The following is a 20180-nucleotide window of genomic DNA, read 5'->3' as shown; positions in this document are numbered from 1 at the left end:
CACCCCCAGCCCCTCCCGCTTGCGGGAGGCGAGCGAGGCTTGCGTCGCCGCAGGCGTCGCTAGCCGCAGCGGGGTGGGCTTTCCACACGTTGTGGAACGATCAGGGGTTGCCCTGCCCCCCGCCGACGGTGACGCGGGTGCCGCCCGTCGGCCGGGGGCGCGGCGGTGTCTGGCCGTTGGCGTCGTTCCGGCCACGACCGATCGCGCGATCGAGGAAATCGTCGTTCGCGGCCGCCGGGCTGTTGCCGTCGGCGCCGCTGCCATCGCGGTAGGTCGGCTGTCGTTCGCGCGGCGCCCCCGCTGGCGTATTGCTGCCGATGCCCGGCGCGCCACCCGCTGGACCGCCGCCCGGCGCCCCGCCCTGCGGCGCCTGCCCGCCCTGGTCGACCAGATTGCCGTTCTCGTCCACGTAGAAGTAGTTGTCGGAATTGTTGAGCAGGGCCTCGTCGTCGGGCTCAAGCTGCCATTGCGGCAGCTTCAGTTCGGTATCGAACTTCTCCGCCGGGCGCTTGGCGGTGGCGACTTTCATATAGGCCGCGAAGGCGCGCGCCGGCGCGGTGCCGCCCTGCAGCCCCGGCACCGCGTGGGCATCGTCGCGCCCCATCCACACGCCCGTGGTGATGCCGCTGGAAAAGCCCAGGAACCAGCCATCCTTGTTCGAGCTGGTCGTCCCGGTCTTGCCCGCCACCGGCCGGCCGATCTGCGCGGCGCGGCCCGTGCCGATGCTGACCGCCGTCTGCAGCAGATCGGTGATGCCGGCCGCGACGTAAGTCGGGACCAACTGCTGCGACGCATCGGGGCGGTGGCTGTAGAGCACTTCACCATCGGTCGTGGTGATCTTGCGGATGCCGTAGGGTGTGACGGACGCGCCCTTGTTCTGCACCGAGGCGAAGGCGCGCACCATGTCGATCACGCGCACGTCGGAGGTGCCCAGCACCATCGAGGGCAGCGTGTTGATCGGCGTGGTGATGCCGAAGCGGCGGGCCATGTTGGCCACGGCGCCGAAGCCCACCTCGTTGCCGAGCTGCGCCGCCACGGTGTTCTTGGAATAGGCGAAGGCGGTGCGCACGTCGATCTCGCCCGCATAGGTGCCGCCCGAATTGCGCGGCGACCACCCGTCGATCGTGACCGGCGCATCGACCACGCGCGAATCCGGGGTGTAACCGGCTTCCAGCGCGGCGAGATAGACGAACAACTTCCACGCCGAGCCGGGCTGGCGCACGGCGTTGGTGGCGCGGTTGTAGTTGGACGTCACGTAATCGGTGCCACCCACCATCGCCAGCACCGCGCCATCGCGATCCACGCTGACCATCGCGCCTTGCGCGCCCTTGGGCGCATAGCCCTGGATCGCGCTGGTCGCGGCGTGCTGCATGACGGGATCAAGCGTGGTCCAGACCTCGATCGGCTGGTCGTTGTCCGGCAGGATCAGGTCCAGTTGCGGCAGCACCCAGTCGGTGAAGTAACGCGCGGAGTTCTGGCCTTCCTCGCCCGCCAGCTTCACGTCCTTGAAATCGACCGCGGCGGCATCGGCGGGGGTGATCGTGCCGTTGCGCTGCATCACGTCGAGCACCACCTTGGCGCGCCCGACGGCGGCATCGGCATCGGCGGTCGGCGAATAGTGCGAAGGCGCCTTCACCAGCCCGGCGATGATCGATGCCTCGGCCAGCGAAAGGCGCTCGCCCGAATGGCCGAAGAACTTGCGCGCGGCGGAATCGACGCCATAGGCGCCGCCACCGAAATAGACCTTGTTGAGATAGAGTTCGAGGATCTGATCCTTGCTGAACTTCTGCTCCAGCGCCAGCGCCAGCACCGCCTCGCGCAGCTTGCGATCGAATGTGCGGCTGTTGTTGAGGAAGATGTTGCGGGCAAGCTGCTGCGTGATCGTGGAACCGCCCTGCCGCCAGCGCCCGCTTTCGACGCGGACCATCAGCGAACGGGCGATGCCCAGCGGGTCCACGCCCCAGTGTTCGCGATAGCGCCGGTCTTCCACCGAAACCATCGCGTCACGCATCACGCGCGGAATGCGGTCATAGGGAATCCACCGGCCATAGCTTGGCCCCAGGGTGACGATTTCCGAACCGTCGTTGGCGCGTACCACGATCATCTGGCCGGCCTGGCTGGACTTCAGCTTCTCGTAGCTCGGCAGCGAACGCGCGGTGACGAACACCGCCACCGCCGCGCCGATCGCCGCGAGAAGCGCAAGGCCACCGCCCCAGACGAAAATGCGCCGTATCCAACGGCGGAAGGCCGATGGCTTCTTCGGCGCGCGGGAAGAGCCGCCCGAATCCGGGCTGCGTGGAATATCCCGTCTGGCCATCAGTCTTCTACCGGACCTTTCCGTTTACTGCGAACCATGCTGGCGGGAGCAACACGGCATCCGGCATGGATGGCCCCCAACGCGAACCGCCCTTTGCATAGGCGATTTGTAACGCAGGGTTAATCGGAAGTTTTCCAGCAGGCGGAAAAGGCCGTTTCCCGTCAGTCCTCTGGCGAAAAATCCAGCGAGGCACTGTTGATGCAATAACGCAGGCCGGTGGGCGCGGGGCCATCGGGGAAGACATGGCCAAGGTGCCCGTCGCAGCGCGCGCAGCGCACTTCAGTGCGGACCATGCCGTGCGTGACATCGCGGTGTTCGTCCACCGCTTCGGCCTCCATCGGCGCATAGAAGCTCGGCCAGCCGGAGCCGCTGTCATACTTGGTGGCGGAGGCGAACAGCGGCGCGCCGCAGCCGGCGCAAACATAGTCGCCCGCGGCCTTGTTCTTTTCATACTTGCCGGTGAAGGCGCGCTCGGTGCCCGCCTGCCGCAGGATCGCGTACTGCTCCGGCGTCAGCCTTTCGCGCCATTCGGCTTCGGTGAGGTTCAGCTTGTCGGCCATGGGGATCTCCTTTGCCGCGCATATGGGGTCAGTCGGGAAACTCTACAATGAGCACCGCGCCATCGTGCCCGGCCACGCGCATCCGCGCGCCGACCGGCGCATCCGGGCCGCGCACCAGCCATTCGGTGTCGCCCTGGCGGACGCGTCCCCCGCCGCCCTCGATCGCCTGGACAACGGTGACGCTCTGGCCGATCAGCCGACCGCCGCGATCGTTGAGCAGGGGATCGGCCGAGACCACCGGATTGCGCGCCAGCCAGCGCCGTCCGGCAAACAGCACGCAGCCCGCCAGCACGGCGAACAGCACCACCTGCGCGGCCAGCGCCACCGGCAGCGCCGCCGCCACGAAGCCCGTAAGCAGGGCCGCCGCCGCCAGCCAGATCAGGAAATAGCCCGGCGCAACCAGCTCCGCGATGGCCAGCGCCACGCCCAGCGCCAGCCAGCCCCAGTGCGGCGCCAACGCGTCAAGCACGGCCGATCCCCGCCTTGTCCGCCCCCGCCTTGTCCGCCGGTGCGGGGTTGGCCGGAGGCTTGATCGCGTCACCGATCAGTTCCCCGATCCCGCCCAGCGAGCCAATCAGTTGCGTCGCCTCCACCGGGAACAGGATGGTCTTGGCGTTGGGCGAAACCGCGAACTGCTGCACCGCCTCCACATATTTCTGCGCCACGAAATAGTTGAGCGCCTGCGTGCCCGAAGACGCGATCGCCTCGGACACGACCTGCGTGGCCCGTGCCTCGGCCTCGGCCGCGCGTTCGCGCGCTTCGGCATCGCGATAGGCCGCTTCGCGCCGCCCCTCGGCTTCGAGAATCTGCGCCTGCTTCTGCCCTTCGGCGCGCAGGATTTCCGCGCTTTTCAACCCTTCGGCCTCGAGAATCTGCGCGCGCTTCTCGCGCTCGGCCTTCATCTGGCGCGCCATGGCGTTGGAAATGTCCGCCGGCGGACGGATGTCCTTGATCTCGACGCGCGTGATCTTGAGGCCCCAGGGCGAGGTGGCATGATCGACCACCGCCAGCAGGCGGGCATTGATCTCGTCCCGCTTGGACAGCGTCTCGTCCAGATCCATGGACCCCATCACCGTGCGCAAGTTGGTGGTGGTGAGTTGCATGATCGCGACGAAGAGGTCCGATACCTCGTAGGCCGCCTTGCCCGCGTCCAGCACCTGGAAGAACACGATGGCGTCCACGCCGACCATCGCGTTGTCGCGCGTGATGATCTCCTGGCCGGGGATGTCGAGCACCTGCTCCATCATGTTGACCTTGCGCCCGACGCGATCGACGAACGGCATGATGAAATGCAGGCCGGGCGTGGCCGCCAGGGTGAACTTGCCCAGCCGCTCGATGGTATAGACATAGCCCTGGCGAACGACGCGGACGCCGGTGAAGAAATAGACGGCGACCAGCACCGCCAGCAGAACGAGAACGCCTTCCATCGCCACCCCCAATCGCTTCGATGCCGAAGTCTAGCGCACGGTGCATTCCAGCCAAGCACAAACCGCACTAGCTACCGCAACGCGGCGGGGGTCGATCAGTAGTGCGACTTCTGATCCGGCTTCGCGAGATCGTAACAGTGGGCGATGTCGTACTTTTCGACACCCCCGCCATCGTCGAACGCTTCCTTGAGCATGGCGTCATGCGCCTCGGCGATCGCCTGGTCCGCCTGGTCGCCGCTCCTGCCCGCGGCTATCAGTGCCTCGTGCTCGCGCGCGGTCAGCACCGAGGCCAGCGTCTTCATGTCCTGCGCGGCCGGCGTCATGCCCTCGCGCCCGTGAATTTCCTCGAAGGCGAGCGAGAGGATCGCGGTACATTGCAGAAGGTCGGGCGTGCGCAGCGGCGGAACGGTCTTGTCCAGCAGGGGAAGGCAGGCGCGCATCCGCGTGGTCAGCTCCGTGTCTGCCGGATCGGCGCTGGCGCTCTTCTGCAGGGTGCCGACATCGGCCACGATCAGATCGCGCACCTGTTCGCGCGTCAGGCCGGCTTCGGCGATCACCCGCGTGCTCACCTCGACGAAATAGCGCTTGCCCCGCACGGCCAGCGGCGGGAACGCGAGCGCGGCAGGTGCCCCGTTGGCCTGCTCGGACGCAACGATCGCGAAGACGGCGGCGCATTGCAGCGCGGCGCGGTGTTCCGGGGTCAGGCGGTCACCCGTGGCCGCATCGGCCGCAGCGGCGGGCGATGCCGGCAGGATGGACGGAACAAGCAGCGAAAGCGCGGCAAGCGCGGCGGGAATGCGCATGGGCACGCTATAGGCGCGGCGCACGCAAAAAAGAAGCCGCGAGCACGAAGCCCGCGGCCCTGGCAGGTTTGGCGTGTCCGGCAGGGTAGCGGGAGGACACGCGCTGGAGAAAAGATCGGATCGGCCGGGCGCTTGTTAAGGCCCGGCTCGACCGTTCAGGCCAAAATCAGGCCTTCCCGCCGTTGCAGCGCGCAAGCTCCTCGGCGGAAAGCTCGCCTTCCGGCGTGGCGAAGCGGGCGATCGTGCCGACCTTCTGGGAAATGCGGGCGCAGACCATCGCGGGGCGCGAGGTGTCGCGCGCGGCCGAGCATTCCGAACCGGCGCAGGACCACGAAACGCCGTGTTCGATCAGGCGCTTGGGTGCATCGAGAGCCGTTGCCAGCGTCACCGAATAGTATCCGCCGGCCGCGTGCGAGGGCGTGGCGGTTGCGGTGAAACCGGCGATCGTTCCGACCAGCGCGAGAACGGCAGGCGCAAACTGGCGCAACGCGCCATGGCGAAGTGCAGTCATGATTCTTCCCCTTTTCATGGCAAGGAAATCATGGGGTCCTTGGAGAGGGTCGATTTCCGTTGCGAATCGTTTCCTATATCGATAGGTTTTAAGTTGCAACTAAAAACTTAAATAGGGCGACGATATGGGGTACAACCGCGACGACATGCACAAACTTCACGAACCCCTTGCCGAGATCGGACAGTGTGGCCTTCCCGTGGCGCTGGAAGCCATGGGCGAGCGCTGGTCGTTCATGATCCTGCGCGCCGCCCTCAACGGCGTCCGGCACTTCGAGGATTTCCTCGACGAGCTCGGGATCGCCCGGAACATCCTTTCCAACCGCCTGTCAAGGCTGGTCGAAGCAGGCATCCTCAAGCGCGAGCATTGCGCCGACGATCGCCGCCGGATCGAATACCGGTTGACCGAAAAGGGATTCGACCTGCTGCCGGCGATGCTCGCGCTGCGCCAGTGGGGCGAAAAATGGCAGCTCGGCGTCGCCGCCAATCCGGTGCTGTGCGACGCGCGCGACGGCAAGCCGATCGCGCCGATCACCATCCGCGCGCACGACGATCGCCAGCTGAGGCACAGCGACCTCACCTGGCGTGATCTGGCGGATGTGGAAGCGGAAGAAGCGGGCGGCGCGGCGACCGGAACATCTCCGGTCCGCATCGTCGGGTAGCAAGCCCCGCAGACTATCTGCAAAAAGAACCCGGGAGCGGGGGGCTGAGGTCCGCCCCCGGGGTGCAGATTACCGGCTGTGGACCGGTCCACGCTTGATCGAGGCGAATTTCGCCCGAGCGTTGTTCAGCGCGCTGTTATAGCAAGTCCGTTCGGACACCTGTTCGTTCAGCGGCGCACGGTCGGTGCCGATGCCGCAGACGCCGCGGGCCGCGCTGCGCAGGCGGGCATCGAGCGCGGACTGTCCGTGCGACGTGGAAAGGTCGAGATCGGCATAGTCCACCGCGCGGGTTTCCTGGGCAAAGGCGGGCTGCGCGGCGATGCTCAGGCCGAAAAGGGCAGTGGCGAAAGCGGTCTTGGTGAGAGCGGTCATGGTCTGGTCCTCAATCTGGTGTCCGAAACCGTTTGGCGTTCGATCCCGGAAGGGGGGCTGCGACGGCGGGTCGGGGTATGGGGGGCAACCGCCGTCGCTGAAGTCTTCCTACGCCACCGCGCGCCACCGCGCCCGCCGGCATCGACAAGACAGGCAGTCCCGCCGACGAGAAGCGATCACGTCCGACGAACAGCTTTCCTGACCCGGCGAACCGCATGGGGCGCATGCGTCGCATGTTGCTGACAACCGGGGCGAAGGGTTCTATCGTTACGGGACAATGGCCATTCTCGTCACATTCCTGCTCGGCATCGGCAATTTCGCGCTGCACCGGGCGGTCATGGACAGCGGCCATCCGCTGCTTGGCAAGATGCCGTGGTTCTATCACGCGCTCCACCAGCGCTTCAGCTTCGCGATCGAATTCCTGATGCTGTTCGCCGGGCTGCTGCTGACCGCGCAGGGCATTGCTTGGGGGCCGGTCGCCTACCTCGGCTATACCGCGCTCAACGGCCTATCCGCGTGGCTGATCCTGAGCGACCGTATCTGAACCGGCCCGGGAACCACGCGCGCCCAGCCGCATTGCCCGAACGATGGACCGAACCCCGCCAATCTGGCTGGTCGCCAACGCGGCCAGCGGCAGCAACAGCGACGCCGCGCTCGACGACCTGATGGCCAGACTGGCCGCCACCGGGAGAGAGCCGGCGCGCGTCGTGCGCTTTCCCGACGATCCCCTGCCGGCGCGCGCCGATCTCGACCGCGAAGGCGTCGCTATGCTCGCTGTGTTTACCGGGGACGGCACCGTCAACGCGCAGTGCACGCGGCTCTATGGCTGGCAAGGCGCCGTGCTTGTCCTGCCCGGCGGCACGCAGAATCTCATGGCCAAGGCCCTGCATGGCGAAGACGTTTCGGTCGAAGGCGTGGTCGCGGCGCTGGAACAGGGCAGCCTCTCGTCCACGCGCCGCCGCCTGATCCGCTGCGCGCAGGGCGACGCTCTTTGCGAGATCGTGGCCGGCCCCGGCGCGGTATGGGCCGATGTGCGCGAGGAAATCCGCGATGGCGATCTCGGCGGCATCGCGACATCGCTGGGCGAAGCGATTCGCCGCAGCGCCTCGGACCCCGGCGTGATGATCGTCGAGCCGGCGACCGGGCGCGAGGAAGGCTATCCCGCCATCCGCCTGCACCCCGGCGCCACGAGCATGGCCGTCGATGCCTATGGCCCGCAGGACATTGCCGGCGTCGCGCAGCAGGCCGGCGCGATCCTGCGGCGGGATTTCCGCACCGGCCCGCACGACAAGCTGGGCGAACACGATCGCGTGCGCTGCCGCTCCAGCGAACCGATCGAACTTATGATCGATGGCGAACGCCGCACCGGATCGCGGGACGAGACGTTCGAAATCATGGACTGCGACGTGAATTTCCTGTCTAGCATCCGGCAGCATGAGTAACGCAGCCCCGATCCGGATTTTCCACGTCAGCGATATCCATTTCGGGCTGGAGGACAGCGAGGCGCTGGCCTGGGCGCGCGAATGCATCGCCCGCGAAACGCCCGACGCGGTCGCCATCACCGGCGACCTCACGATGCGCGCGCGCCATCGCGAATTTGCCGCTGCCTGCGACTGGATTCTTTCGCTCGAAGCCCCGGTCACGGTGGAAGTGGGCAACCACGACCTGCCCTATTTCAACCTGATCGAACGCTTCATCGCTCCCTATCGCCGCTTTCGCCGGATCGAGGCGCTGGTCGAGCGCGCGCTTCCGGTAAACCACGTCGCGATCATCCCGCTCAAGACCACGGCACGGGCGCAGCCGCGCCTGAACTGGTCCAAAGGCTGCGTGACCCGGCCCGCGCTGGCGCAGACGCTGGCGGCGATCGATGCGCTGCCGGCGGGCGTCCGCGCCATCGTGGCCGTGCATCACCCGCTGGTGGAAGCCGGCACGCGGGGCAAGGCGCTGACGCGGGGCGGATCGCGCGCACTGGCGGAACTGGCGAAGCGCGATGTGCTGGCCGTGCTTTCCGGCCACGTCCACGATCCGTTCGACCTGATTCACCCCACCGCCAACGGCCCGGTCCGCATGATCGGCGCGGGCACGCTTTCGCAGCGCATCCGCTCGACTCCGGTCAGCTTCAACGAACTGACGATCGCCGATGGCCGGATCGAGGTGCGCGTGCGCAACCTGGAACGCGTGCCCACCCGCGCCATGCAGATCGACGATATCCCCGAAAACGCCCTGCCCCCGCGCGAGACCGGCGCGCCGGTAGCCCCGGTAGGCGCCGTGCCCGAGGTTGATCCGCCGGTGCATTGAGCGCGGCGCGACACGCGCTATAGGGCACCCATGTCCGCAAACCCTTCCACGCCCGTCGTCACGCGCTTCGCGCCATCGCCCACCGGGCGGCTCCATGTCGGCAATATCCGCACCGCGCTGCACAACTGGTTGCTGGCCAAGCGCCATCGCGGCCGCTTCCTGCTGCGCATCGACGATACCGACGCCGAGCGCAGCCGCGAGGAGCATGTCGAAGCGATCCGCGCCGATCTGGCGTGGCTGGGGCTGCACCCGGAAGGTGAGGAACGCCAGTCCGCGCGCTTTGCGATCTACGAAGCCGCCTTCGACCGGCTGGTCGCCGCCGGGCGGCTCTATCGCTGCTACGAGACCGCCCAGGAACTCGATCTAAAGCGCAAGGTCCTGCTCGGGCGCGGTCTGCCGCCGATCTACGATCGCGCCGCGCTGCACCTGTCCGAAGCCGATCACGCGGCCAGGGCGGCGGCGGGCGAAAAGCCACACTGGCGCTTCCTGCTGGACCACGACACGCCGATCGCATGGCACGATGGCATCCGCGGCCCGCAACACTTCGATCCGCGCCAGATGTCGGACCCGGTGGTGCGCCGCGCCGACGGATCGTGGCTCTACATGCTGCCCAGCGCGATCGACGATGCCGCGATGGGCATTACCGACGTGTTGCGCGGCGAGGACCATGTTTCCAACACCGCCACGCAGATCCAGATGTTCGGCGCGCTGGGGGCGGAGCCGCCGCGCTTCGCCCACGCCGCACTGCTGACCGGCACCGAAGGCAAGCTCTCCAAACGGCTGGGCTCGCTGGGCGTCGCCGACCTGCGCGAAGCGGGAATCGAGCCCGAAGCCCTGATCGCCATGCTGGCGCGCTTGGGAACGTCGGACCCGATCGATCCCGCGCTCGATGCCGATGCGCTGGCCGCCGCGTTCGACCTTTCCCGGTTCGGCCGGGCGCCGGCGCGGTTCGACGATGCCGAACTGCACCGCATCAACGCCGCCGTGGTCCATCGCCTGCCCTTCGCGCGCGTGGCCCATCTCCTGCCCGAAGGCATGACCGAGGCCGCCTGGGAAGCGATCCGCCCCAACCTGTCGCACATCGGCGAAGCGGCCGACTGGTGGCGCGTGGTAACCGGGCCGATCACTGCCCCCGAGGCCGACCCCGAGACGCGGGCCTTCCTCGATCAGGCCGCGACGGTCGCCGCCGGGATCGACTGGGCGTCCGACCCCTGGAGCGCATTGACGGCGACGCTCAAGGACGCGACCGGGCGCAAGGGCAAGGCGCTGTTCCTGCCGCTGCGGCAGGCGCTGACCGGCATGGACCACGGGCCGGACATGAAGGCGCTGCTGCCGCTGATCGGCCAGGCCGAGGCGATCGGACGGCTCAGCCCCGCGCCCTGACGCCGAAGCGGGTCAGGCGCTGCCCGTTTCGCTCGCCAGCAAGGCGGGATCGATGCCGTGGATACGCCAGGTCGCGGCCCAGCGCGCGCCGACCGGCGTATCGAACAGGATGTCCGAACTGCCGTCCGCCGCGAACCAGCCGTGCCGCCGCATCTCGCCTTCGAGCTGGCCAGGCGCCCAGCCGGCATAGCCCAGCGCGATCAGCCAGTGCCGCGGCCCGCGCCCTTCGGCGATCGCCCGCAGGATATCGAGCGAGGCGGAAAGCCCGCACAGCGGATGCACGTCGATGGTGCCCGCCCCGCCCCAGTCGCGCGAATGGAGGACGAACCCGCGCGACGGTTCCACTGGGCCGCCATGGAGCACTGGCCCATCGGGCGCGACGCCGGGATCGATGCCCACGTCTTCCAGAAGGCCGTGCAGGGTCACGCCATCACGGGGCTGACCGACGCCGATGCCCATCGCGCCATGTTCGTCATGCACGCACATCGCGATCACCGCGTGGTCGAAACGCGGATCGCCCATGCCCGGCATGGCCAGCAGGATCCGGCCGGCGAGGTACTGCGCTACAGGCATGTGAAACCGTATCCTTTCGAGCCTCCCGAACCCCATCATGACGCAGCTGGACGACCGGCACAACGGGACGAATCGTCGGGCATTTGATACCGGTCAACCCATATTAGGCAAAACTGATTAATCCGAGTCGCGATCCCTTTTGAACGCAATGGCCCGGTGTGGCGGAATGCCGGCCAAGGGGCCGTTCGGACCAGGAAGGAACGCGCCGTGCTGCGCCTGATGCTTGTGCTTCACGCTGTCATCGCCACCACCCTGATGGGGGCTGGAATCACCGCCGCGCTGGCGGCAGGTTATGTTGCCAGGGGGCCGATCCTGGCCGCCGCGCTGGGCGGCTTCGTTCTGGCGTTCCCGGCAAGCTGGCTGATCGCCCGCCAGATCGTGGCGCGCGCGGGCTGAAACCCGCCCGCATCCCGTCAGGCTGCGACCGCCTTCATCTCGTGTTCGCCGGCCGCTTCCAGCAGGCGCTTCTCCACCGTCTTCAGCCTGTTCTCGGCGCTCACCTTCTCGCCCAGCACGTCGGTGACGTAGAACGTATCGACTGCGCGCTCGCCATAAGTGGCGATATGTGCGGAATGGACGACCAGCCGCGCCTCGAACAGCGCGCGCGCCAGGCGGTTGAGCAGGGCGGGCCGATCACGCGCGCCCACCTCGATCACGGTGAAGCGGTTGGACGCCTTGTTGTCGAAGATCACGATCGGCTGGACCTCGAACGCATCGGCGCGCGGGCGAGCCAGCGGGCGCGCCGCCAGTTGCGGCACGAGCTTGACCCGGTTCGCCAGCGCATCGCCGATCATGGTCTTGAGCCTTTCGATCTGGGCCTCTTCACTGAACGGGCGCCCCAGCGGGTCCTGCACCAGGAAGTTGTCGACCGCCGTGCCGTTGCGCGCGGTGTGGATGCGCGCGTCGATGATGTTGCCGCCGGCCAGGTGGATGCCGCCCGCGATGCGATAGAACAGCCCCGGATGGTCCGCCGCCATCACCGTGACCAGCGTCGCCCCGCGCGCCGGGTAGTATTGCGCCTCGACCGACAGCGGCTGCCCGTGCGCGCGATCGAGCTGCTGGAGGTTGAGCGCGATGATGTCCTCCGGCTCGGCGATCCAGTAGGCTTCGCCCAGCTGGCGGCCGGCGGTGCCGATCAGGTTGTCCCGCTCGCGCAGGATCTCGCCCACCGCCTTCTTCTTCGCCGCGATCCGTTCGGCGCGGCCGTGCTGCTTATGGCCCAGCCGCAGCATTTCCTCGGTCGCCAGGAACAAGTCGCCCAGCAGCTGCCGCTTCCAGCCGTTCCAGATGCCGGGGCCGACGGCGCGAATGTCCACGATCGTCAGGACCAGCAACAGGCGCAGCCTTTCGACGCTCTGCACCGTGCCCGCGAAATCGGCGATGGTCTTGTAGTCCGCCAGATCGCGCTTGAACGCGGTGGCGCTCATCAGCAGGTGCTGGCGCACCAGCCAGGCGACGAGTTCGGTTTCCGCTGCCGACAGGCCCAGCCGCGGACACAGCTTCATCGCCACGTCCGCGCCGAGGATCGAATGGTCCCCGCGCCGCCCCTTGGCGATATCGTGCAACAGCGTGGCGACATAGAGCACGCGGCGCGACGCAACCTTGGAAATCACGTCGCTGGCCAGCGGATGATCGTCGCGCGCCTCGCCCTTCTCGATCCGCGCCAGCAGCCCGATCGCGCGGATGGTGTGCTCGTCCACCGTGTAGTGGTGGTACATGTCGAACTGCATCTGCGCGACGACGCGGCCGAAATCGGGCACGAAGCGGCCGAACACGCCGGCCTCGTTCATCCAGCGCAACACGGTTTCGGGATCGTTGCGGCTGGTCAGGATGTCGAGAAACAGCGCGTTGGCGCGCGGATCCTTGCGCACGCGGGCGTCGATCAGCCCGGAATCGCGCTGGGCCAGGCGCATCGCCTCGGGATGGATTTCCATCGCCTCGCGATCGGCGATCGCGAACATCTCCAGCAGGCGCACCGGGTCCTTTCGGAAGAAGTCGTCGCCGGTCACGGTGATGCGCCCGGCATCGATGGTGAACACGCCCACCTTCTTCTTCCGCCGCCGGAACGCCGCGAAGAACCCGCGCTTCTGGCGGGCGAACTGTTCGTCGAGCTGGGCCAGGAATACGCCGGTCAGCGATCCCACCTGCTTGGCCTGCAGGAAGAAGAACTGCATGAACCGTTCGACCGCGCTCTTGCCCGGCCGGTCGGCGAAGTTCATGTGCATGGCGACCTCGCGCTGGAGATCGAAGGTCAGCCGGTCCTCGGCCCGGTTCGTCAGCGCGTGGAGATGGCAGCGCACCGCCCAGAAGAAGTTCTCGGCGCGACGGAACTGGCGGTATTCGTCAGCGGTTAGCAACCCCACGTCGACGAGTTCGCTGGGATCGCGCACCTTGTGGATATATTTGCCAATCCAGTAGAGCGTGTGAAGATCGCGCAGGCCGCCCTTGCCTTCCTTCACGTTCGGCTCGACCACATAGCGGCTGTCGCCCAGCCGCTTGTGCCGCTCGTTGCGCTCGGCCAGCTTCTCGGAAACGAACTGCCGTTCGGTGCCCGTAACGACCTCGGCCCAGAAGCGGCGCGATCCTTCCTCGAACAGTTCGCGATCGCCCCACACGTAGCGCCCTTCGAGCAGCGCGGTGCGGATGGTCAGGTCGCTGCGCGCCATGCGCACCAGTTCGTCCAGCGAGCGGCTGGAATGGCCGACCTTCAGCCCCAGATCCCACAGGAAATAGAGCATCGCCTCGATCACCTGCTCGCACCACGCCGTCGGCTTGATCGGCGTGAGAAAGGCGATGTCGACATCGGAATGCGGCGCCATTTCGCCCCGCCCGTATCCGCCCACCGCCAGCACGGCGATCCGTTCGCCGGTGCTGCGGTTGCTGGCGCGATAGACATCGCCCACCACGTGATCGTGAATCACGCGGACCAGCTGGTCGATCAGGAAGGCATGCCCCTGCGCGCATTCGTAGCCGGCGGAAGGCTTTTCCGACAGCCGCCGCATCAGTTCCGAACGTCCGCGCGCCAGCGCTTCGCGCAGCAGTTCGACCACAACGGGCCGCGCCTTGTCGCGATGCTCGGCCACGGCGGCGGCCACCGCGTCGGTCAGGGTGCGCCGATCAACGATCGCGCGCTGGTGCGGAAGGCGGGGAAGCGTCATGGCGGCTCTATAGAGGGAGCGGGGTTGACGGGAAACCACGAAGTCCTCCGTGGTTCCCGCAAAGCCGGGCTACGTTTGGTGCCGGCCGCTCAACCCGCCTTGACCGTCCACAGCTTCGCATAAGTCTCGCGCAGCGTCCGCTTGTCGACCTTTTCTGTGCCCAGGCGCGGAAGCGGCGCGTGAACCTGCCAGAAGCGCACCGGAATCTTGAACGGCGCGATGTGTTCGGCCAGGAACACGCGCAGTTCCTCCTCGCTGGCCGAGCAGCCGTCCTTGGCCAGATAGACCGCCACCGGCACTTCGCCATAGAGTTCGTCGGGCAGGCCAAACACGCTGGCCTCGGCGACGCAGGGATGCGCGTAGATCGCCCCTTCCACCTCGATGCACGAGATGTTCTCGCCACCGCGAATGATGATGTCCTTCTTGCGATCGACGATGAACAGGTAGCCTTCCGGGTCGAGATAGCCGAGATCGCCCGTGCGGAAATAGCCGTCGGGCATGATCGCCTCGGCGGTCGCCTTGGGATTGTCCCAGTACCCCAGGAAATTGCAGACGCTGCGAATCGACACTTCGCCGATTTCGCCCTGCGGCAGCGGCTTGCCCGCGTCATCGAGGATGGCCAGATCAACCAGCGGGCGCGAGGCCGTGCCGGTGCTGTCGGGCTTGGCGAGATAGTTCTCGTTGAGATTGCCACAGCCGACGCCATTGGTTTCGGTCAGGCCATAGCCGATGATCGGGAAGCCCTGCGGCAGCGCCTTGCGGATGCGCTCGACGTGCTCGACCGGGCGCGGCGCGCCACCGGCGGCGAACGTCACGCAGCTCGAAAGATCGTACTTGTCGCGATCGGGATGCGTGGCGATCTCGAAGCTCATCAGCGGCACGCCGACGAAATAGGTCACCTTCTCGCGCTCGATCAGGCGCATCGCCTCGGTCGCATCCCACTTTGGCATCAGCACCAGCTTGCGGCCGAGGGCGAAGCTCTGGAGGAAGACAGGAACCTCGCCGGTGACATGGAACAGCGGCACGTTGACCAATGTCACCGGCTGCGCGCCCAGCGGGGGCGCTTCGCCCCGCTCGGTCATCAGGCCCAGCGCCATCACGCTCTGCGCCAGATAGTTCATCGTGCCCTGCACCACCCCGCGATGATCCGAATAGGCGCCCTTGGCATTGCCGGTGGAGCCGGAGGTGAACAGCACCGTCGCCAGATCGTCGCCCGTCAGGTCCGGCAAAGGCGTTTCGGCGCCGCCGCCCTGCGCCGTCAGCGCGGCCAGCCCCTGCAGCGGCGGGCAATCGTGCTCCATCGGCAGCAGCGTCGCTCCGTGGTCCAGCCCCTCGAGCCGCGCCGCGCGGCCGGCGTCGGCGATGACCAGACGGCACCCCACCAGCCGGATGCCGTGCGCCAGTTCCTCGCCGCTCCACCAGCCGTTGAGCAGCGTGACGCAGCCCCCCGCCATCACCACCGCCATGTAGGCCACGACCCAGCTTGCCGAATTGCGCGCGACGATCCCGATCCGCTCGCCCTTCTGCACGCCGTGGCCTTCCACCAGCCCGCCGGCCACCACGCGCGCGGCGGCGTAGATCTGCGCGAACGTCAGCCGCTGTCCGCCATCGATGATGAATTCGCGATCGCCCTGCTGCGCGCAGAACAGCACGAAATAGGCCGCCAGGCTGGGCGGGGCGGCGGCGATCATCGGCACTGTCCAGCCCGCGCGCTGGAACGGAACCGTGGCAAACATGCCGCCTTCGGCGGTCAGGGCATCCATGATCCGGGACAGATCCCGATCGAGCTGGCTCAGCATTGCTTTCGTTACTCTCCCAAGTGCGCGTGCCGCGTAGCGCGGCCTTTTCATGTTTGTCAGGCATTCGCTGCCGTGCCAAAAGCCGGCGGCGTACCTGCCGGCGAAGACACAGACAGGTCCCTTTCTGCAACTTGTACGGAGTTCACTCCTTGCTGTCACTATCGGCGCTGTCACAGTCGGTTCCGCTGCTCGCGTCGGGGGCGATGGCCCTGCCCCACCAGCCGCTGCACTGGGAAGACCTGGGCCTTTCCCCGATCGCGGTCGACCTCGGCTTCTTCACGATCAAGTGGTATTCGCTGGCCTATCTGGCGGGCATCCTGCTCGCCTACTGGCACCTTCTTCGCATGATCCGTTCGCCCGGCGCGCCGCTGGCGCAGCGCCATGCCGACGATCTGTTCTTCTACGCCACGCTGGGCGTGATCCTGGGCGGACGGCTGGGCTATGCCACGTTCTACGCCCCGCGCATGTTCGCGCATCCGGGTGAACTGGTGAAGCTGTGGGAAGGCGGCATGAGCTTCCACGGCGGCATGATCGGCACGGTCCTCGCCATCGCGTGGGTTTCGTGGCGCAACAAACTCAATTTCGTGCGGGTGTGTGACTACATCGCGGTTTGCGTGCCTTTCGGTCTGCTGTTCGGCCGCCTGGCCAACTTCGTGAACGGCGAGTTGTGGGGCCGCGTGACCACCTCCACGGTGCCCTGGGTCATGATCTTTCCCGGCGCCGGCCCCCAGCCGCGCCATCCCAGCCAGCTCTACGAAGCGCTGCTCGAAGGCCTGGTGCTGGCCGTGCTGCTGATCACGCTGTTCTGGAAGACCCGCGCGCGCTGGCGGCCGGGCCTGCTGGTCGGGCTGTTCACGCTGGGCTACGGCCTGTCACGCTTCACGGTGGAATACTTCCGCGAACCGGACGCGCAGCTTGAGGAATTCGCCCGCAGCACCGGCTTCTCGATGGGCCAGTGGCTGACCATGCCGATGATGGCGGTGGGCCTGTTTTTCTTCATTCGCGCGCTGGTTCGCCCTCCGCTTTCGGCCCCGAAGCCGGCAACCGCGCCGGCCGCCACCGCGTGACCGGGGGGGCCACGACGGCCCGGGACGATCGTTCGCTCACCGCGACGTTCACCCGCCTGATCGCCGCCACCGGGCCACTGAGCATCGCGCATTTCATGGCCGAATCGAACGCGCGCTATTACGATTCGCGCGACCCGCTCGGCCTGACGGGAGACTTCATCACCGCCCCGGAAGTCAGCCAGATGTTCGGCGAACTGATCGGGTTGTGGCTGGCGGACATCTGGTCCCGCGCCGGCGCGCCTGATCCCGTCCACTACGTCGAACTCGGCCCCGGCCGGGGCACTCTGGCGCGCGACGCGCTGCGCGTGATGCGACGACAGGGCATGGCGCCCGCCGTGCATTTCGTGGAAGGCAGCACGGCGCTGCGCGCGATCCAGCGCGAACACCATCCCGATGCCAACTGGCACGACGATCTCTCCACCTTGCCCGCGGGCGCGCCGCTGCTGATCGTCGCCAATGAGTTCCTCGATGCGCTGCCGGTGCATCAACTGGTGAAGACCGCCGCTGGCTGGCGCGAACGCCTGGTGGGGATGCACGAAGGCAGGCTGGCCCCGGTGGTGGGCGCGCGCCCTATGGATGCGGCGGTGGCGATGGGTGGCACCGTCTCCGCCGCGCTTGCCGCGCTGATCGCGGACGCGCCCGACGGCGCGATCCTCGAAAGCAGTCCCGCGTCTGTGGCGGCTGTGCGCGCGGTCGCGGAACGGCTGGCCGCGCAGGGCGGCGCTGCGCTGTTCATCGACTATGGCCACACCGCGCCGCGCCTTGGCAGCACGCTGCAGGCGGTACGCGCGCACCGCAAGGTCGATGCTTTCGCCATGCCCGGCGAGGCTGACCTCACCGCGCACGTCGATTTCGCGGCGATGGCGGAGACCGCCGAAGCCGGCGGCGCGCGGTGGATGGGCACGGCGGAACAGGGCCACTGGCTCCGCGCGCTCGGCATCGGCGCACGCGCGCAGGCGTTGGCGCGCTCGGCACCGGCACAGGTCGCGACCCTCAACGCGGCGCTCGACCGACTGACCGGGGAATCGCAGATGGGCGCGCTTTTCAAGGTTATGGGGCTGGCGAACCCCGGCTGGCCTGCGGGCGCCGGTTTCCCGCGCTAGGCCGCGAATCCCCCTTCCGGGGTTCTTCCGGCGAAACCCTGCTCGCCCCCCTGCCCAAACCCTTGTGAATCCGCGCTTCCCGCAGGACCAAAATGCCTGTTGGCAAACTATCGCCTTTGCGTCTATCAGGCCCCCCCAAGTGGGGGTTTGGTGCGCGCGGTTCGCGTGCGCCCGGCCCCTGTGCACGGGGGATAATCCGGACGGTCCTTTCCCCGGGCACGTTCAAAGGGGCAAGTTGGACCGCGCCCGGTCCGCGGGCGCGGCGGCAGCAGGCAGGGAATTTCAATGGCTGATGAGGCGAGCATCGACACTCCGGCTGATGGTACCGGAGAAGGTGTGCGGCGGCGCGATTTCATCAATATCGCGGCCGTAAGTTTTGCGGGAGTGGGCGGCCTTGCCGCCGTCTGGCCGCTGGTGCGGCAGATGAGTCCGTCGGCGGACGTCCTGGCGGAAAGCTCCACGGAGATCGACATCTCGGCGATCCAGCCGGGACAGGCGATCAAGGCCGTGTTCCGCAAGCAGCCGGTGTTCGTCCGCAACCTGACCCCGAAGGAAATTTCGGAAGCGGACGCGGTCGATGCCTCGTCGCTGCGTGATCCGCAGACGCTGGAGCAGCGCACCAAGGAAGGCCACAAGAACTGGCTCATCACGATGGGCGTCTGCACCCACCTGGGCTGCGTGCCGCTCGGCGCCGGCGAAGGCGAGGTGAAGGGCGAGTTCGGGGGCTACTTCTGCCCCTGCCACGGTTCGGTTTACGATACCGCGGCGCGCATCCGCAAAGGCCCGGCACCGAAGAATCTCGAAGTGCCTCCCTACGAATTCACTTCCGACACTGTCGTGAAGATCGGCTGAGGATAAGACCCGATGAGCTTTCCCTGGGCGAACCATTACAAGCCTAGCCACCCCTTCATGCAGTGGCTGGACGAGAAGCTGCCTTTGCCGCGCTTCGTCTATAACGCCGTCGGCGCCGGTTATCCGGTGCCGCGCAACCTGAACTATTTCTGGAACTTCGGCATTCTGGCAGGCGTCTGCCTGATGCTCCAGATCGTCACCGGCGTGATCTTGGCGATGCACTATGCCGCCAACACGGGCGTAGCGTTCGATTCCACCGAACACATCATGCGCGACGTGAACTGGGGCTGGATGCTGCGCTACGCGCACGCCAACGGCGCCTCGGCGTTCTTCGTGGTGGTCTATGTCCACATCTTCCGCGGGTTCTTCTTCAGCTCGTACAAGGCCCCGCGCGAGATGATCTGGCTGCTGGGCGTGGTGATCTTCCTGCTGATGATGGCCACCGCCTTCATGGGCTACGTGCTTCCCTGGGGCCAGATGAGCTTCTGGGGCGCCAAGGTCATCACCGGCCTGTTCGGCGCGATCCCGCTGGTGGGCGAACCGCTGCAGCAGTGGCTGCTCGGCGGCTTCTCGCCCGATCAGGCGGCGCTGAACCGCTTCTTCTCGCTGCACTTCCTGCTGCCCTTCGTGATCCTGGGCGTGGTGATCCTGCACGTGTGGGCGCTGCACATCCCCGGTTCGTCGAACCCGACGGGCGTGGAAGTGAAGAGCGAGAGCGACACCGTTCCCTTCCACCCGTACTACACGGCGAAGGACGGCTTCGGACTGGGCGTGTTCCTGCTGCTCTACTGCGCGGTGCTGTTCTTCGCGCCGAACGCGCTGGGCCACCCGGACAACTACATTCCGGCCAACCCGATGAGCACCCCGGCGCACATCGTGCCTGAATGGTACTTCTGGCCGTTCTACGCGATCCTGCGCGCCTTCACGTCGGACTTCTTCTTCATCCCGGCCAAGCTGATGGGCGTGCTCGCCATGTTCAGCGCGATCCTGGTGTGGTTCTTCCTGCCCTGGCTGGATACCTCGCCGGTCCGTTCGGGCCTCTACCGTCCGCTGTTCCGCAAGTTCTTCTACGTCCTGCTCGTGGACGTGCTGATCCTGGGATACTGCGGCGGCGCGCCGGCCGCGGAGCCCTACGTGATGATCTCGCAGATCGCCGCGACGTACTACTTCCTGCACTTCCTCGTCATTCTCCCGCTCGTTTCGTCGATCGAGAAGCCCGAACCGCTTCCCTATTCGATCACCGAAGCCGTGCTGGGCAAGGATGACGGCGCCGTGCTGTCCGCCAACCCCGCTGCCTGA

General features: G+C 67.2%; 20 protein-coding genes. 10 read left to right on the top strand and 10 right to left on the bottom strand.

The features are described from left to right. Positions 1–100 precede the first annotated feature (100 nt). From FA702_RS14065 to FA702_RS14040, 6 genes are all read right to left on the bottom strand, one after another. A complete protein-coding gene (locus FA702_RS14065) occupies positions 101–2317 on the bottom strand; it encodes a transglycosylase domain-containing protein (RefSeq protein WP_136956635.1) in 2217 nt (738 codons plus the stop codon). Between the two features lie 161 nt (positions 2318–2478). Continuing rightward, positions 2479–2877, bottom strand: a complete 399-nt coding sequence (msrB, locus tag FA702_RS14060) for a peptide-methionine (R)-S-oxide reductase MsrB (protein ID WP_125953902.1) — start codon at positions 2875–2877, stop codon at positions 2479–2481. Between the two features lie 28 nt (positions 2878–2905). Further along, the gene (locus tag FA702_RS14055; RefSeq protein ID WP_136956634.1) at positions 2906–3346 is read right to left on the bottom strand and encodes an NfeD family protein; all 441 of its coding nucleotides are present in this window, start codon (positions 3344–3346) and stop codon (positions 2906–2908) included. Next, entirely contained in the window at positions 3339–4304 is a 966-nt protein-coding gene (locus FA702_RS14050; protein ID WP_136956633.1) for an SPFH domain-containing protein, read from the bottom strand. Before FA702_RS14050 ends, FA702_RS14055 begins: the two co-directional genes overlap by 8 nt. A gap of 95 nt (positions 4305–4399) precedes the next feature. Beyond that, complete coding sequence (locus FA702_RS14045; protein ID WP_136956632.1) at positions 4400–5107, bottom strand: hypothetical protein; 708 nt, start codon at positions 5105–5107, stop codon at positions 4400–4402. A 166-nt stretch (positions 5108–5273) separates the two neighbouring features. Next, positions 5274–5618 (bottom strand): hypothetical protein, encoded by a 345-nt coding sequence (locus FA702_RS14040; RefSeq protein ID WP_255504580.1) that lies wholly within the window; start codon positions 5616–5618, stop codon positions 5274–5276. A gap of 145 nt (positions 5619–5763) precedes the next feature. Here FA702_RS14040 and FA702_RS14035 point away from each other — a divergent pair, with 145 nt between their 5' ends. After that, complete coding sequence (locus tag FA702_RS14035; RefSeq protein ID WP_136957424.1) at positions 5764–6276, top strand: helix-turn-helix domain-containing protein; 513 nt, start codon at positions 5764–5766, stop codon at positions 6274–6276. A 69-nt stretch (positions 6277–6345) separates the two neighbouring features. On the opposite strand, the gene FA702_RS14030 is transcribed toward FA702_RS14035, so the two are convergent. Continuing rightward, positions 6346–6648 carry a UrcA family protein gene (locus FA702_RS14030; RefSeq protein WP_136956631.1) on the bottom strand — a complete coding sequence of 101 codons (303 nt, stop codon included), beginning with the start codon at positions 6646–6648 and terminating at the stop codon, positions 6346–6348. A gap of 277 nt (positions 6649–6925) precedes the next feature. Between FA702_RS14030 and FA702_RS14025 the strand changes: the two genes are divergently transcribed. From FA702_RS14025 to gltX, 4 genes are read left to right on the top strand one after another with little or no spacing between them, the layout of a single operon-like run. Next, the gene (locus tag FA702_RS14025) at positions 6926–7192 is read left to right on the top strand and encodes a hypothetical protein (protein WP_136956630.1); all 267 of its coding nucleotides are present in this window, start codon (positions 6926–6928) and stop codon (positions 7190–7192) included. 43 nt (positions 7193–7235) lie between these two features. Beyond that, positions 7236–8090 (top strand): diacylglycerol kinase family protein, encoded by an 855-nt coding sequence (locus FA702_RS14020; protein WP_136956629.1) that lies wholly within the window; start codon positions 7236–7238, stop codon positions 8088–8090. Next, positions 8083–8946, top strand: a complete 864-nt coding sequence (locus FA702_RS14015; protein ID WP_136956628.1) for a metallophosphoesterase — start codon at positions 8083–8085, stop codon at positions 8944–8946. Before FA702_RS14020 ends, FA702_RS14015 begins: the two co-directional genes overlap by 8 nt. Before the next feature lie 30 nt (positions 8947–8976). After that, on the top strand, positions 8977–10329 hold the full coding sequence (gltX, locus tag FA702_RS14010) for a glutamate--tRNA ligase (protein WP_136956627.1): 1353 nt from the start codon (positions 8977–8979) through the stop codon (positions 10327–10329). 12 nt (positions 10330–10341) lie between these two features. On the opposite strand, the gene FA702_RS14005 is transcribed toward gltX, so the two are convergent. Beyond that, complete coding sequence (locus FA702_RS14005) at positions 10342–10902, bottom strand: YqgE/AlgH family protein (protein ID WP_136956626.1); 561 nt, start codon at positions 10900–10902, stop codon at positions 10342–10344. A 207-nt stretch (positions 10903–11109) separates the two neighbouring features. Between FA702_RS14005 and FA702_RS14000 the strand changes: the two genes are divergently transcribed. Then, positions 11110–11298, top strand: coding sequence for a hypothetical protein (locus tag FA702_RS14000; RefSeq protein ID WP_136956625.1), 189 nt, complete (start codon positions 11110–11112; stop codon positions 11296–11298). Positions 11299–11315: 17 nt separating this feature from the next. Here the strand turns inward: FA702_RS14000 and FA702_RS13995 are convergent, their stop codons facing one another. Then, positions 11316–14060 (bottom strand): [protein-PII] uridylyltransferase, encoded by a 2745-nt coding sequence (locus FA702_RS13995; RefSeq protein WP_136956624.1) that lies wholly within the window; start codon positions 14058–14060, stop codon positions 11316–11318. A gap of 89 nt (positions 14061–14149) precedes the next feature. Further along, positions 14150–15859, bottom strand: coding sequence for a class I adenylate-forming enzyme family protein (locus tag FA702_RS13990; protein ID WP_136956623.1), 1710 nt, complete (start codon positions 15857–15859; stop codon positions 14150–14152). Between the two features lie 203 nt (positions 15860–16062). On the opposite strand from FA702_RS13990, the gene lgt reads away from it, so the two are divergent. From lgt to FA702_RS13970, 4 genes are all read left to right on the top strand, one after another. Then, positions 16063–16926 (top strand): prolipoprotein diacylglyceryl transferase, encoded by an 864-nt coding sequence (gene lgt, locus FA702_RS13985; protein ID WP_136957422.1) that lies wholly within the window; start codon positions 16063–16065, stop codon positions 16924–16926. Continuing rightward, positions 16923–18029 (top strand): class I SAM-dependent methyltransferase, encoded by a 1107-nt coding sequence (locus FA702_RS13980; protein ID WP_255504579.1) that lies wholly within the window; start codon positions 16923–16925, stop codon positions 18027–18029. The genes lgt and FA702_RS13980 overlap by 4 nt, the downstream gene beginning before the upstream one ends. A 285-nt stretch (positions 18030–18314) precedes the next feature. Further along, positions 18315–18881 (top strand): ubiquinol-cytochrome c reductase iron-sulfur subunit, encoded by a 567-nt coding sequence (gene petA, locus FA702_RS13975; protein WP_136956622.1) that lies wholly within the window; start codon positions 18315–18317, stop codon positions 18879–18881. A 12-nt stretch (positions 18882–18893) separates the two neighbouring features. Continuing rightward, positions 18894–20180, top strand: a complete 1287-nt coding sequence (locus tag FA702_RS13970; RefSeq protein WP_124810002.1) for a cytochrome b/b6 — start codon at positions 18894–18896, stop codon at positions 20178–20180.

It is taken from the genome of Novosphingobium sp. EMRT-2, assembly GCF_005145025.1.
GTDB lineage: Bacteria > Pseudomonadota > Alphaproteobacteria > Sphingomonadales > Sphingomonadaceae > Novosphingobium.
The sequence above is the reverse complement of the archived record's forward strand: the minus strand, read 5'-3'. Positions and strand labels throughout refer to the sequence as shown.

Excerpts from the sequence above, each read along its gene's own strand:
- FA702_RS14065 (WP_136956635.1), bottom strand. The coding sequence starts at position 2,317 with ATGGCCAGACGGGATATTCCACGCAGCCCGGATTCGGGCGGCTCTTCC.
- msrB (WP_125953902.1), bottom strand. The coding sequence starts at position 2,877 with ATGGCCGACAAGCTGAACCTCACCGAAGCCGAATGGCGCGAAAGGCTG.
- FA702_RS14050 (WP_136956633.1), bottom strand. The coding sequence starts at position 4,304 with ATGGAAGGCGTTCTCGTTCTGCTGGCGGTGCTGGTCGCCGTCTATTTC.
- FA702_RS14045 (WP_136956632.1), bottom strand. The coding sequence starts at position 5,107 with ATGCGCATTCCCGCCGCGCTTGCCGCGCTTTCGCTGCTTGTTCCGTCC.
- FA702_RS14040 (WP_255504580.1), bottom strand. The coding sequence starts at position 5,618 with ATGACTGCACTTCGCCATGGCGCGTTGCGCCAGTTTGCGCCTGCCGTT.
- FA702_RS14035 (WP_136957424.1), top strand. The coding sequence starts at position 5,764 with ATGCACAAACTTCACGAACCCCTTGCCGAGATCGGACAGTGTGGCCTT.
- FA702_RS14030 (WP_136956631.1), bottom strand. The coding sequence starts at position 6,648 with ATGACCGCTCTCACCAAGACCGCTTTCGCCACTGCCCTTTTCGGCCTG.
- FA702_RS14025 (WP_136956630.1), top strand. The coding sequence starts at position 6,926 with ATGGCCATTCTCGTCACATTCCTGCTCGGCATCGGCAATTTCGCGCTG.
- FA702_RS14020 (WP_136956629.1), top strand. The coding sequence starts at position 7,236 with ATGGACCGAACCCCGCCAATCTGGCTGGTCGCCAACGCGGCCAGCGGC.
- FA702_RS14015 (WP_136956628.1), top strand. The coding sequence starts at position 8,083 with ATGAGTAACGCAGCCCCGATCCGGATTTTCCACGTCAGCGATATCCAT.
- gltX (WP_136956627.1), top strand. The coding sequence starts at position 8,977 with ATGTCCGCAAACCCTTCCACGCCCGTCGTCACGCGCTTCGCGCCATCG.
- FA702_RS14005 (WP_136956626.1), bottom strand. The coding sequence starts at position 10,902 with ATGCCTGTAGCGCAGTACCTCGCCGGCCGGATCCTGCTGGCCATGCCG.
- FA702_RS13995 (WP_136956624.1), bottom strand. The coding sequence starts at position 14,060 with ATGACGCTTCCCCGCCTTCCGCACCAGCGCGCGATCGTTGATCGGCGC.
- FA702_RS13990 (WP_136956623.1), bottom strand. The coding sequence starts at position 15,859 with ATGCTGAGCCAGCTCGATCGGGATCTGTCCCGGATCATGGATGCCCTG.
- lgt (WP_136957422.1), top strand. The coding sequence starts at position 16,063 with ATGGCCCTGCCCCACCAGCCGCTGCACTGGGAAGACCTGGGCCTTTCC.
- petA (WP_136956622.1), top strand. The coding sequence starts at position 18,315 with ATGGCTGATGAGGCGAGCATCGACACTCCGGCTGATGGTACCGGAGAA.
- FA702_RS13970 (WP_124810002.1), top strand. The coding sequence starts at position 18,894 with ATGAGCTTTCCCTGGGCGAACCATTACAAGCCTAGCCACCCCTTCATG.